Below are 12,305 nucleotides of genomic sequence, written 5' to 3' on the forward strand. Positions count from 1 at the left end.
ATCCTCGTCGCCATCATGCGCAAGCTCATCGTCTTGGCCAATTGCCTGCTCGCCCAAAACCGCCTCTGGACACCAACTCCACCTTGACAGTAAACACAGATGCTCTGCCCTGCCGGGCATCTCCCCCTCAAGGGGGGAGATCGGATTGAGGGGCTACCCGCTCGATCCCAAAGCATTCAAGGACTTTGGCACATGAAAGGATGAGCGGTTTCGGCTGATCCGATCTCCCCCCTTGAGGGGGAGATGCCTGGCAAGGCAGAGGGGGGTAAACCGCACGCGCCTACGCAAGCCGCATACGGCGGTCCAAGGCGCAACGCCCCGGCCGGACCGGCCTATCCGTGGCTTGCCGATGCGACATAGGCGCCAAGGCCTTTTACCAGCGCATCGAAGGTGGCGCGGCAGCGGGGGGCGGTTTTCAGGGTTTCGTGCATCACCACGAAGGTTTCCAGCGACAGGTCGAGGGCGCCGGGCAGGACCTCGACCAGATCGGGATCGCGCCGGCCAAGCGACAGCTGGCACATGCCGATGCCGCCGCCGGCGCGGATGGCGGCCAATTGCGCCAGGTTGCTGTCGGTCCGGAACGAAAAGCGGATATCGGAGAGATCGGGGCGGTGCTTGAGGATGGCGCGCACATAGGTCAGCTGCCGGTCGAAGCCGATCAGCCGATGGGTGGCAAGCTCGCCCTGGATCTGCGGGGTGCCATGCTTTTCGAGGTAGCGCCGGTGGGCGAAGAAGCCCAAGGGGATGCGGCCGATGCGGCGGCTGATGAGAGCGCCCTGGGCCGGCTCGACCATGCGCACGGCAATGTCTGCCTCCTGCTGCAGCAGATCCTCCACGGCATCCGACAGGGACAGTTCGATGCTGAGATCGGGATGGGTATCCTGCAAGTCTGCCAGCATCGGCGGCAGGACCTCGATGCCGATCACTTCGCTGGCACTGATGCGCACCGTGCCGCTGACGGCGGTGGCCGAGCCCGAGGCCATGCGGGCAAGCGCGGCGACCGTGGCCGCCATGGTCTCGGCATGACCCCGCATCAGTTCGGCGGTTTCGGTCGGCAGCAGGCCCTGCTGGGTGCGCAGGAACAGGGACGCGCCGCTGATCCGTTCCAGCGCATCGATATGGCGGCCGACAGTCGGCTGGGTCAGGCCCAGATCGCGGGCGGCGGCCGAGAGCGATCCGTGCCGCAGCACGGCAAGCAGAGTGCGGTAGTGATCCCAGCTGGGTGCGGTGTCGTTCATCTATTTCCGTATAGCATGGATAGAATAATAGGCAATTCCGTATGATCCGCTTCGGGCGGATACTGGCTCCATCGCAACACGAAGGAGATCCGACATGACCCATTCCACCGAAGCCGCCCATCCCACTGCTCTCATTCTCGGCGCCACCGGCGGGATTGGCGGGGCGGTGGCCGCCAAGCTCCACGCGCGCGGCTATCGCATCCGCGCCCTGCATCGCAACGCTTCCGAAATGCAGACCCGCATGCCGGCTTATGACTGGGTTCCAGGCGATGCGATGCGCCGCGACGATGTGATGCGGGCGGCCAAGGGCGTCAGCCTGATCGTGCATGCCGTCAACCCGCCGGGTTATCGCAACTGGGGCCAGCTGGTTCTGCCGATGATCGACAATACGATCGCGGCGGCCAAGGCGAGCGGCGCGCGCATCCTGATGCCGGGCACGGTCTATAATTACGGGCCGGATGCCTTTCCTGTCCTGCGCGAGGACAGCCCGCAGAATGCCGTGACCCGCAAGGGCAGGATCCGCGTCGCGCTGGAGCGCCGGCTGGAGGCGGCAGCCGACGCGGGCGTGCCGGTCATCCTGGTTCGGGCCGGCGATTTCTTCGGGCCCAAGGCCGGCAATAACTGGTTTGCGCAGGGGCTGGTGACGCCGGGCAAGCCTGTGACCGCAGTCACCAATCCCGGTGCAAAAGGCGTCGGCCATCAATGGGCCTATCTGCCCGACGTGGCCGAGACCATGGTGCGGCTGGTGGAGCGCGTCGACGCGTTACCAACCTTTGCACGCTTTCATATGGACGGCGTGTTCGATGAAGACGGCCAGCAGATGATCGCGGCGATCCGCCGGGTGACGGGACGGGCCGATCTGAAGGTCAAGGCCTTTCCGTGGTGGCTGGTGCGGCTCGCGTCGCCCGTCGTGCCGTTGTTCCGGGAGTTGAGCGAAATGCGCTATCTGTGGCGCGAACCGCTGCGTTTGGACAATGGCCGGCTGGTGGCGGTGCTGGGCGAAGAACCGCGCACGCCACTCGATCAGGCGGTGCGTGCGACGCTGGAAGGCCTCGGCTGTATGGAGGTCAGGGATGCGGCCGTGGCACAGCCGGTGCGTCTGCTGACCGCGGCGTCTGGAAGGGCCGGGGCCTGAGCGCGCCCCAAGGGGGAGCCGAATAGCGGCCTGCACGTCGCTCTCCGTCATCCCAGCCTTGAGTCGGGATCCAGCGTGATCATGTCTTTGATCACGAAAGACTTTTTCACGGCGCAGACGCGCCGTGGCTGGATTCCCGCTTTCGCGGGAATGACGGAAGAACCACGGGAATGACGGAAGAGGGAGGTCGCTTGTGTCGAGGATGACTTTGCCGGCCGTAAAAAGATCCGCCGCAGTGTGATGAACTGCGGCGGGTTTCTGTCGTGTTCGGTCAGCCGATCAGCAAATCAGCCGAGGGTCGGGTAGTCCGTATAACCCGGCGCGCCGCCGCCGTAGTAGGTGTCGCGGTTGCCCTGGTTAAGGGGGGCGTCCTGCTTCAGGCGGGCGACCAGATCAGGGTTGGCGATGAAGGCGCGGCCGAAGGCCACCATGTCGGCCTTGCCGGAGGCGATGGCGTCCAGCGCCATGGCGCGGTCGTAGCCGTTGTTGACCATCCAGGCGGCCTTGCCGCCCTTGGCGCGGTAGGCCTCGCGTAGCGCATCCCAGTCGAAGGGCACGTTGTCGCGCGGGCCGCCGGTCGCACCTTCGATGACATGGATGAAGGCGAGATCGAGCGGTGCCAGCTTCTCGACGAGATAGGTGAACAGCGGCTGCGGATCGGGATCGGACACGTCGTTGGCGGGGGTGACCGGCGAAATGCGGATGCCGGTGCGGCCGCCGCCGATTTCCTTGGCGACGGTCTCGGCCACTTCGATGGCGAGGCGGGCGCGGTTCTCGATCGAGCCGCCATAGGCGTCGGTGCGCTGGTTGCTGCTTGAGCGCAGGAACTGGTCGATCAGATAGCCGTTGGCGGCGTGGATCTCGACGCCGTCGAAGCCGGCATCGATCGCGGCGCGGGCGGCCAGACGGTAATCTTCGAGAATGCCGGGGATCTCATCAAGCGTCAGGGCGCGCGGCTCCGAGGTTTCGGCAAAGGAGCCATGGCCTTCGGCATCGATCAGGTAGGTCTTGGTCTTGGCGGTGATCGGCGAGGGAGCGACAGGCTGGCCGTTGTCGGGCTGCAGGCTGGTATGCGAAATGCGGCCGACATGCCAGATCTGCGTGACGATCTTGCCGCCTGCCTTGTGCACGGCATCGGTGACGCGCTTCCAGCCGTCGAGCGATTCTTTTTTGTAGAGGCCGGGCACGTCGGCATAGCCTTGGCCCTGCTGGGTGATCGGCGTGCCTTCGGTGATCAGCAGGCCGGCGCTGGCGCGCTGTTCGTAGTAGGTGACGTTGAGGTCGTTGGGCACGGCCTTCGGCGAGCGGTTGCGGGTCAACGGCGCCATGGCGATGCGGCTCGAGAGCTGCATGTCACCAACGGTGATGGGATCGAACAGGGTTGTCATGAAATGTCCTTTCAAGGGGTCTTGGCGAGGTGTCGGGGAGGGAATGAAGGTGGGAATGGCGGGGGGCACGCGGCCGGTCAGAGGGCCGCGTTGAGCTTTTTGAGAAAGGCGTCGATGGTCTCTTCGTCGCGCTTGTAGAAAATCCACTGGCCGACACGGGACGATTTGATCAGGCCGGCGCGCTGCAGGGTGGCCAGATGGGACGACACCGTCGATTGCGACAGGCCGCAACGCTCGAACTGTCCGGCGCAGACGCCCATCTCCAGCGGATGGGCCTGCTCGCTGAAATGGTTTTGCGGTTCCTTCAGCCATTGCAGCATCTCGACGCGGGTCGGATGGGCCAAAGCTTTGAGGATCTCGTCGGTGTTCACGTCGGCTCTCTCGGGCTCATATCGTCCATAGCAGATATATGTATCGACGATCATCGATATTCAAGGCCAAGCCGAAAATTGGCGTCGCCCGAACGCTGACAAAAAGAACACTGGACAAAAAGAAAGGGCGACCAGCAGATGCCGGCGCCCTTGAGGGGTGAAGGTCAAGGACCTCCAGAGGGGAACAGCTAACGCGGCGTAAACGATAAGTATACGCAGGATGCATCAGCTGCACTCTCATATGGTGCAGGGCTTGGGAGATGCAAGGGCTTTCAATAGCGGCCTATGGATTTTTTTGTCGCAGGCACTGGAACTCGGGTGGAGGTTGCTCAGTCCCGGCCAAAAAAAAGGGCCACCGGATTTCTCCAGGGCCCATAAAGTGTGAAGGTCAAATAACCTCCAGAGGGGAACAGCTGCTGCGGTGGAACTGGGAGGAAAAAGCCACCATGTGCATCAGCTGAGTGCGATATGGTGGTTTTTTGTGCAGCGAACAATGCTTTTTTATGCATGTCTGGCATGCGCTGTCAGCAGGTCTGTGCGAAAGTCATGCTTTTCGCGCCTAAAAGTTCCAATTCCGGGCCTTTGCGACGATAAAGTCGCGGAAGACCTTCAGCTTGGCGGCGTTCTTCATCTCGTCCGGATAGCAGAAATAGGTGTCGAAGGACGGAACGTCGGCGCTGATGGCGAGCTGGATCAGGCCGGGATCGCGTCCGACGATGTAATCGGGCAGCAAAGCGACACCGATTCCCAGCAGGCAGGCGCGCTTGATCGAGGTCTGGCTGTTGATCTGCAGATGCGGCACGCGCGGATTGTCCGACGAGCGGCCGGCGCCTTCCAGCCAGTTGACGTCGAGAAGATAGTTGGGCGCCGGTTCGCCGAACGAGATGATGCGGTGCTGGTCGAGATCCTCGATCGACTGCGGCTCGCCATGGCGGTTGATATAGGAGGGTGCTGCATAGACATGCATATGCACCGTGAACAGCTTGCGCTGGATGAGGTCCGACTGCTGCGGCTGGCGCAGGCGGATGGCGCAGTCGGCATGGCGCATGTTGACGTCGAGTTCCTCGTTGTCGAGGATCAGCTGGATCGACATGTCGGGATAGAGCTGCAGGAATTCCTGCACCTTGTCGGTCAGCCAGCCCTGGCCGAGGCCGACCGTGGTGGTGACGCGCAGCTTGCCGCTCGGCTTTTCCGTGGTCTCGGTCAGCTGCATCTTGACGGTTTCAAGCTTCAGCAGCACGTCATGGGCGGTGCGATAGAGCAATTCGCCCTGTTCGGTGAGGATCAGGCCGCGGGCGTGGCGGTGAAAGAGTTTGACCCCCACGTCCTGTTCCAGCGAACTGACCTGCCGGCTGATGGCCGATTGCGAAAGATGCAGCTTGTCGGCTGCATGGGTGAAGGAGCCTGCTTCGGCCGCTGCGTGGAAAATGCGCAGCTTATCCCAGTCGAGCGGCATGCCTCCTCCTCTCATGATCTCACTCCGCGGCTTCGGCCGGAGCCAGTTGGGTCGCCATATAGCGTTCGGCTTCGAGCGCTGCCATGCAGCCCATGCCGGCCGCGGTGATCGCCTGCCGGTAGATGTCGTCGGTGACGTCGCCGGCGGCAAAGATGCCGGGCACGTCGGTGGCCGTCGAATCAGGCGCGGTCCACAGATAGCCGTTGGATTTGATCTTCAGCTTGCCCTTGAACAGTTCGACCGCCGGCGCATGGCCGATCGCCACGAAGACGCCGTGGATCGGCATTTCGGTGATCTGACCGGTCTGGGTATCGCGGATGCGCACGCCGGTGACCGAGGGCGGAATCGGCGGCTTGGCGGCATCGCCGATGATCTCGTCGACGGCCGAGTTCCACAGGACCTTGACATTGTCCTTGGCGAACAGCCGTTCCTGCAGGATCTTTTCCGAGCGGAAACTGTCGCGGCGATGCACGACGGTCACCGACTTGGCGATATTGGAGAGATAGAGCGCTTCCTCGACGGCCGAATTGCCGCCGCCGACCACCATCACATCGCGGTTGCGATAAAAGAAGCCGTCGCAGGTGGCGCAGGCCGAGACGCCGAAACCCTGAAAATGCTGTTCGCTCTCGATGCCAAGCCATTTGGCTTTGGCGCCGGTGGCGATGATCAGCGTGTCGGCCGTCCATATGGCGCCCGAATCGGTCTTGACCGTGAAGGGGCGGCGGGTCGTCTCAACTTCGGTGACGAGATCGTTGACCACTTGCGTGCCGACATGGATCGCCTGCTTGAGCATCTGCTCCATCAGGAACGGTCCCTGGATCGGATCGGCAAAGCCCGGATAATTTTCCACATCGGTGGTGATCATCAACTGGCCGCCCTGTTCCATTCCGGCGATCAGGACGGGTTCGAGCATGGCGCGGGCAGCATAGATCGCGGCGGTATAGCCGGCCGGGCCGGATCCGATGATCAGCACCTTGGCGTGACGGGCAGACATTGTTCTTCCTTTCAGGTCGGCAGCAAACAGACATGTTGCGTGGGTGAGCGCTATATAATGTGTCCACCCTGCCTGTACGCGGCTCCATTTATGATTGATGCATGCATTTATTCAAGGGCAGCCTTGCATTAACAACAGGGCAAATCGGCGCATGGCAATTTTCGGTCTTGGCCGGGACAGATTCTTGCGTATTCTACCGTCTCCTATACAAGACGCGCATCGAAATCCACGAAAGGCACATGCCGTGTTTCGCGCCGAGCTGGACGCTATCGACCTGAAGATTCTCCGGGAACTGCAACGGGACGGGAGAATGACCAATGTCGAGCTGTCCGACCGGGTCGGCATCTCGGCGCCGCCCTGCCTGCGGCGCATGCGCAAGCTGGAGGAGGCCGGCATCATCGAGGGCTATCACGCGCTCTTGAGCGCCCCGAAACTCGGCTTCGATCTGGTCGCCTTCTGCATGGTCGGGCTGAAGCACCAGTCGGAGGCCAATCTCAAGGCCTTTGCCGCGGCCACCAATGGCTGGCCGCTGGTGCGCCAGGCCTGGATGGTCAATGGCGACAGCGATTTCCTGCTGCATTGCGTGGCGGAAAACCTGACCTGCTTCCAGGACTTCGTCATCGAGACGCTGACCGCCTACGAGCATGTCGACACGGTGCGCACCATGCTGACCATCCGGCAGGTGAAGCGGCTCGGTCTGGTGGAAATCTGAGCCGGAGTGGCCGTTACCGTTCGATCCGCGCCCGCCAGGCGGACAGGATTGCCGCGGCAATGCCGGGCGTGCTGTTGACGGCCTCGTAGCCGTCGTGGGCTTCGCGATCCGGGAAAGTCCCGATGGCGGCCTGCTGGCCAAGCGATGCCAGGAAACGGCTGACCTTCGGGTGGCCGCCGGTCGGATGAAAGACCTGGACGGGCCTGCCGGTCGCCGCCGCCTCGCCGATCATATTGGTCGAGTCGGCCGTGACGATCACCGCATCGGCCAGCGCCAGATAGGCGACAAGCGGGTTGTCCCCGGTTCCATCCCAGAACACCGTGTTGGGTCGTTTCGACAGGTCGGTCAGGGCTGTTTTCAACGCATCGGGGGTGCGACGCGAGGCGGTGATCATCAGCGATGCGCCGGCGTCGAGCCGGTCGGCAAGTCCGGAGATCAGCCGGTCAATGTCTCCCGGCTCAAAGCGGTGATGACGGCTGTTGCCGCCGATCAGCACGGCCAGGCGCGGCGCGGGCAGGGCGGCAAGGCTTGTCGGCGGCGCCTGTCGAATGGCATCCAGTCGCGCCACCGAGATCCGGTTCGGTGCGGTCGTCACCACCATCACATCCCGGCCGGCCAGCCGATCATGGCTCTGCACGACGACCAGATCGGCGCCGTGCCGGCGGGTGCGGGGATCCTTGACGAAGACGGTCAGGGTGCCGGGCGACCTGCGCTTCAGGGCGCGCAGATAGGCGACGGCGCGGCGGCCGGTGGCAAGGCAGATGTCGGGGGCGGGGCCGGTCAGCGGCGAGCCGGGCTTTCCTGGGTGGTCTTTCGGGTCGATCGGCCCCCAGGGCATCAGCAGCGCGAAGGGCTTGCGCGGCGCCACATGCCGCAGGGACGGCACGACGCCCATCTGCTCGGCGATGCCGATCAGCGGCTGTTCGTCGCCGGCCTTGCCGTCGGTCAGGATCCAGACGGTCGGTCCGGGTAGGGTGACAGGGTCTGGCATGTCAGTGCGCGGTGTCCGGCGACAGGACACGCTGGTAGGCCGAGAACTCGTTGTCCAGCATGGTCGCCGTGGTGAACTTGTCCATGACATGGGCGCGGGCGGCCCGTCCCATGGCCCTGAGGCGCTCGCGGTCGGAAAACGCGTCGGTCATGGCGGCTGCCAGGGCCGGCGCATCGCCGGGCGGCACAAGCCAGCCGGTGACCCCCGGCATCACGGTTTCCAGGCTGCCGCCATGGGCGGTGGCGACCACCGGGACCTCCATGGCCTGGGCTTCGATGGCGGCGCGGCCGAAGGCTTCGGGGAGCGTCGATGCCGATATGGCGAGATCGCTGGCGGCCAGGATTGCCGGAATATCGCGGCGGCTGCCGGTCAGCATGACCCGGTCGCCAAGGTCGAGGGCGGCGATGCGCTGGCAGAGGTCGGCCACCGCCGTATCCACGCCGCCGCCGACAATGGCCAGACGGGCATTCTTGGCGGCGAGCCGGGCGAAAGCGTCGATCAGCACGGCATGGCCTTTCCAGCCGGTGATGCGGCCGACCATGACGACCAGCGGTCCGTCAGGCAGGCCACCGAGATCGGCGCGTATCGCGTCGCGGGACTGGCGAGAATAGAGAGCTGGATCGAACAGGGCAGGATCGATGCCGCGTGGCGCGACGATGATCCGGCTGTCGGGATAGCCGTAGACCTCGGCGATGTGATGGCGGATGAACTCAGAATTGGCAATCACCGCGCGGCCGCGCAGCATGGCGCTATTATAAAAGCGCTTCAGGGCGTTGCGGTGGCCATAGACGCCATGAAAGGTAGTCAGGAAGGCGGGTTTGCGACGCGCCAGGCGCAGGGCCAGCAGGGCGACCCAGGCGGGCATGCGGCTGCGGGCGTGGACGATATCGATCTTCTCGGCATCGATCAGCCGGGCCAGAGACCAGGCGGAGGACAGCAAGGCAACCGGCGATTTGCGGCCGACATCGAGGGTCACATGGCGGCCACCGGCCGCCTCGACATGGGGCACGAGCGGGCCGCCGGCGCTGACCACCCAATTGTCCAGCTGACGGGCCGACAGGTATTCCGCCATCTCGACGGCGCTGCGCTCGACGCCGCCGTCGCCCAGAGCCGGCAGCAGTTGCAGAATGCGGGGTGCCGACGGCCGGGAATTCCCGACATCCCCCAATGTGCCTGTCGCAGCCGCTACCATCTCACCATCCTTGTAGGGTGACACCCATTTTCTGGAAACCCTATATAGGATCGCCTATCAGGTGCAAATCCCGCGTGGGCAGCCGGCACTGCCGATTGTCCGGGTCGATTGTCCGGCGAGCCCTCTGCTTTTCGCGGGGACTGCAGTGCGGCCGGCTACCCATGGCCGGCGATCTGGTCTATGGACGAGCCACTTGGTGTCCGAGACGGTTTGACGGACATGGCCGGAATGACAGGAGCTTGATGAATGCAGACCATCGTGTGCATGAAATGGGGAACGCGCTATCCGAGCGATTTCGTGAACCGCTTGTGGTCGATGATCAAACGCCACACCCAGCGGCCGACCCGGCTGGTCTGCTTCACCGAAGACGGTGCCGGCATCGATCCGGAAGTGCAGATCTTTCCCCTGCCGCCGATCACCATTCCTGAAAGAGTGGCCTGGAAGCCGTGGCGGAAGATTTCGCTGTGGCAGGTGCCGCTCGGCGACCTCGAAGGCGATGTGCTGTTCGTCGATCTCGATGTGGTGATCACCGGCCCGCTCGACGATTTCTTCGACTATGCACCCGGTCAGTTCTGCATCGCGGAAAACTGGACGCAGCCGGGCATGGGCATCGGCAATACCTCGGTCTATCGCTGGCGGATCGGCACCTATACCCATATCTACGACGACTTCGTGCGCGACCCCGAAGTGCCGCTGGCGAAATATGGCATATCGCAGCGTTACGTGTCCGGCTCGATCGGCAACCTGACCTATTGGCCGGCCGAGTGGTGCGTCAGCTTCAAGCATACGCTGCTGCCGAAATGGCCGATGAATTTCTTCAAGGTGGCGCCGCTGCCGCCTGCCACCCGCATCGTCGCCTTCACCGGCAAGCCGGACCCGGACGAGGCAGTGATCGGACTATGGCCCGTCACCGCCTGGTGGAAGAAGCTTTACAAGCATGTTCGCCCGACCCCGTGGATCGACGAACACTGGCGCTAAACGGTCAAGAGACGAGATTTGCGAGGCGATTGCGCAGATGCAGCGCCTCGCGGAACAGGAAGTCGCCCAATGCTGCGAGCGGATGGGCGCGTTTGGCCGCTGCCTGGCTCATGATCGTACCGCGAGTGCCTGCGCCCGCACTTGAGCTGGCGATGACGCGCGCGACCAGCGGAAACAGGCTGTGTTCCTCAATCACCCGGCGGCGAGCCTCGCGGATGGCGGGCAATCGGCGTTCATATTCGTTGCCATCGATGGCCTCGCGCATGATGCGGATGGCCTCGTCCGGCTTGCGGATGTCGATGGCGATGAAGCTGTCGGCCGGGAAATAGTCCGCAGCATTCGGCGCGCCGAAATAGAAGGGCAGCGCCAGGCCCAGGAACGGATCGGCGAGCTTTTCGGTGAAATGGTGCGGGGCGACGTGGTTTTCGATCGCCAGGTGGTACTTGTAGGCGTCGACCGCCTCGGCCTTGTCGTCGAGCGGGCGGTGTCCCCGTCCGAACACGTCCATTTCCGGCAGGCGGGCTGCGGCAAGCTGGGTGAAATCGTAGCGCAGCCGGTGCAGGGTATGTCCCTGGCGCTTGGTCGAGCAGACGGTCGACAGGACCGCGGTCTTTTCCGGTTCATGGCCGGCGATTTCATCGGCCGTCATGGCATGGTCGGTGCCGTCGCCGTAGAACCAACGCAGGCCGGCCTGGCTCCAGATGCGGCCGGGATGGCGCAGCGCAAAGGGCTCCTGGCTGGTGACGACATGGCCGAACTGGCGGATATAGGCCCGGCCGTAAATCTTGATGGCGCTCGGCTCGGTGGTCAAAAGGACGGTGTTGGCCTGCGGGCAGTCGAGCTGCTCGATGCGCATCGGCCGCCGCTCGCCCTGTTCGGCCGGCAGGTTTTCATAGACCACCAGCCAATCATAGCCGCGCGCCGCCGGATCGAAGGTGAAGCGCAAGCCTTGTGCCTCCGCCCAGCCATCCAGCAGCTGGCGCGACAGGCGGCTGACGCCGTTGAGGTCGCCGCCCCGGCTCATCACCTTGACGAGCAAGGGAGGTCCCGGCGGGTGGTCGTTGGTCGAGCCCGCTGCGGGACTGGTCTTGTGATCAAGGTCTGCTGTCATGTCCGTCTCATTCCGGTCTCCGGTCCGCCGGGGCCCATTCAAGACAAAGCCGGCGTTCGGGGTAAACCAATCGCCGGCATGTCTGTTGTCTCAGCCGATCTGCGACACGCCCAAGGGCCTGGTCGCGGATCTATCGTCAGGGCTCAGCCCCAATTGACCGCGAGGATCTCGTAGGCCTTGGAGCCGCCGGGGGCGACGACCTCGATCGAATCGCCGACTTCCTTGCCGATCATCGCGCGGGCGATGGGCGAGGAGATCGAGATGCGGCCCTGCTTGACGTCGGCTTCCTGGTCGCCGACGATCTGATAGGTCTTTTCCTCTTCGGTGTCCTCGTCGATCAGCTTGACGGTTGCGCCGAACTTGATCTTGCTGCCGGACATTTTCGACAGGTCGATCACCTCGGCGCGGGCGATGAAATCTTCCAGCTCGCCGACGCGGCCCTCGTTGTGGCTCTGGGCTTCCTTGGCGGCGTGATATTCGGCATTTTCGGAAAGGTCACCATGGGCGCGCGCCTCGGCGATCGCCTCAATGATTCTCGGACGCTCTTCCTGCTGACGCCAACGCAGTTCTTCCTGCAGCCTGGCGAAGCCGTTCTGCGTCATCGGTACCTTTTCAACCATGTCCTCTTCCTTCACTCTCCCATGACCGCATCGGCGGGCACAAAGAAAAACAGGTTCCGAAGCAGAGCCCCGGAACCATGTTTCAAATCAGATCTGTGACGACTATAGCAGATAGGCTA

At 63.7% G+C, this 12,305-nt stretch carries 12 protein-coding genes; 3 read left to right on the forward strand and 9 right to left on the reverse strand.

Annotated elements, in window-relative coordinates; genetic code table 11:
• Positions 1 to 332: 332 nt before the first annotated feature.
• Entirely contained in the window at positions 333 to 1,238 is a 906-nt protein-coding gene (locus HGO38_RS00005; RefSeq protein ID WP_250953871.1) for a LysR family transcriptional regulator, read from the reverse strand.
• Between the two features lie 94 nt (positions 1,239 to 1,332).
• Here HGO38_RS00005 and HGO38_RS00010 point away from each other — a divergent pair, with 94 nt between their 5' ends.
• On the forward strand, positions 1,333 to 2,373 hold the full coding sequence (locus tag HGO38_RS00010; RefSeq protein ID WP_250953872.1) for an NAD-dependent epimerase/dehydratase family protein: 1,041 nt from the start codon (positions 1,333 to 1,335) through the stop codon (positions 2,371 to 2,373).
• Between the two features lie 287 nt (positions 2,374 to 2,660).
• On the opposite strand, the gene HGO38_RS00015 is transcribed toward HGO38_RS00010, so the two are convergent.
• The 4 genes from HGO38_RS00015 to trxB form a co-directional block, all read right to left on the reverse strand.
• Positions 2,661 to 3,761, reverse strand: a complete 1,101-nt coding sequence (locus HGO38_RS00015) for an alkene reductase (RefSeq protein ID WP_250953873.1) — start codon at positions 3,759 to 3,761, stop codon at positions 2,661 to 2,663.
• A gap of 77 nt (positions 3,762 to 3,838) precedes the next feature.
• Entirely contained in the window at positions 3,839 to 4,132 is a 294-nt protein-coding gene (locus HGO38_RS00020) for an ArsR/SmtB family transcription factor (RefSeq protein ID WP_352230455.1), read from the reverse strand.
• Between the two features lie 559 nt (positions 4,133 to 4,691).
• Positions 4,692 to 5,588 carry a LysR family transcriptional regulator VtlR gene (locus tag HGO38_RS00025; RefSeq protein ID WP_250954486.1) on the reverse strand — a complete coding sequence of 299 codons (897 nt, stop codon included), beginning with the start codon at positions 5,586 to 5,588 and terminating at the stop codon, positions 4,692 to 4,694.
• 19 nt (positions 5,589 to 5,607) lie between these two features.
• Positions 5,608 to 6,582 (reverse strand): thioredoxin-disulfide reductase, encoded by a 975-nt coding sequence (gene trxB / locus HGO38_RS00030; RefSeq protein WP_250953875.1) that lies wholly within the window; start codon positions 6,580 to 6,582, stop codon positions 5,608 to 5,610.
• 244 nt (positions 6,583 to 6,826) lie between these two features.
• On the opposite strand from trxB, the gene HGO38_RS00035 reads away from it, so the two are divergent.
• Positions 6,827 to 7,294, forward strand: a complete 468-nt coding sequence (locus HGO38_RS00035; protein ID WP_250953876.1) for an Lrp/AsnC family transcriptional regulator — start codon at positions 6,827 to 6,829, stop codon at positions 7,292 to 7,294.
• A 13-nt stretch (positions 7,295 to 7,307) separates the two neighbouring features.
• Here the strand turns inward: HGO38_RS00035 and HGO38_RS00040 are convergent, their stop codons facing one another.
• Positions 7,308 to 8,285, reverse strand: coding sequence for a mitochondrial fission ELM1 family protein (locus HGO38_RS00040; protein ID WP_250953877.1), 978 nt, complete (start codon positions 8,283 to 8,285; stop codon positions 7,308 to 7,310).
• Between the two features lies 1 nt (position 8,286).
• Positions 8,287 to 9,477 (reverse strand): glycosyltransferase family 4 protein, encoded by a 1,191-nt coding sequence (locus HGO38_RS00045; RefSeq protein ID WP_250953878.1) that lies wholly within the window; start codon positions 9,475 to 9,477, stop codon positions 8,287 to 8,289.
• A gap of 246 nt (positions 9,478 to 9,723) precedes the next feature.
• Between HGO38_RS00045 and HGO38_RS00050 the strand changes: the two genes are divergently transcribed.
• Positions 9,724 to 10,455 (forward strand): hypothetical protein, encoded by a 732-nt coding sequence (locus tag HGO38_RS00050; protein WP_250953879.1) that lies wholly within the window; start codon positions 9,724 to 9,726, stop codon positions 10,453 to 10,455.
• Positions 10,456 to 10,459: 4 nt separating this feature from the next.
• On the opposite strand, the gene HGO38_RS00055 is transcribed toward HGO38_RS00050, so the two are convergent.
• Both HGO38_RS00055 and greA read right to left on the reverse strand, forming a co-directional pair.
• Complete coding sequence (locus HGO38_RS00055) at positions 10,460 to 11,566, reverse strand: glycosyltransferase family 10 domain-containing protein (RefSeq protein WP_250953880.1); 1,107 nt, start codon at positions 11,564 to 11,566, stop codon at positions 10,460 to 10,462.
• Between the two features lie 143 nt (positions 11,567 to 11,709).
• Positions 11,710 to 12,186, reverse strand: coding sequence for a transcription elongation factor GreA (greA, locus tag HGO38_RS00060; protein WP_250953881.1), 477 nt, complete (start codon positions 12,184 to 12,186; stop codon positions 11,710 to 11,712).
• Positions 12,187 to 12,305: the final 119 nt, after the last annotated feature.

The sequence above is a fragment of the Rhizobium sp. CG5 genome, assembly GCF_023701945.1.
Classification (GTDB): Bacteria; Pseudomonadota; Alphaproteobacteria; order Rhizobiales; family Rhizobiaceae; genus Allorhizobium.

Bases quoted from the DNA above. Each gene is read 5' to 3' on its own strand.
- HGO38_RS00005 (WP_250953871.1), bottom strand. From the start codon at position 1,238: ATGAACGACACCGCACCCAGCTGGGATCACTACCGCACTCTGCTTGCC.
- HGO38_RS00010 (WP_250953872.1), top strand. From the start codon at position 1,333: ATGACCCATTCCACCGAAGCCGCCCATCCCACTGCTCTCATTCTCGGC.
- HGO38_RS00015 (WP_250953873.1), bottom strand. From the start codon at position 3,761: ATGACAACCCTGTTCGATCCCATCACCGTTGGTGACATGCAGCTCTCG.
- HGO38_RS00025 (WP_250954486.1), bottom strand. From the start codon at position 5,588: ATGCCGCTCGACTGGGATAAGCTGCGCATTTTCCACGCAGCGGCCGAA.
- trxB (WP_250953875.1), bottom strand. From the start codon at position 6,582: ATGTCTGCCCGTCACGCCAAGGTGCTGATCATCGGATCCGGCCCGGCC.
- HGO38_RS00040 (WP_250953877.1), bottom strand. From the start codon at position 8,285: ATGCCAGACCCTGTCACCCTACCCGGACCGACCGTCTGGATCCTGACC.
- HGO38_RS00045 (WP_250953878.1), bottom strand. From the start codon at position 9,477: ATGGTAGCGGCTGCGACAGGCACATTGGGGGATGTCGGGAATTCCCGG.
- HGO38_RS00050 (WP_250953879.1), top strand. From the start codon at position 9,724: ATGCAGACCATCGTGTGCATGAAATGGGGAACGCGCTATCCGAGCGAT.
- HGO38_RS00055 (WP_250953880.1), bottom strand. From the start codon at position 11,566: ATGACAGCAGACCTTGATCACAAGACCAGTCCCGCAGCGGGCTCGACC.
- greA (WP_250953881.1), bottom strand. From the start codon at position 12,186: ATGGTTGAAAAGGTACCGATGACGCAGAACGGCTTCGCCAGGCTGCAG.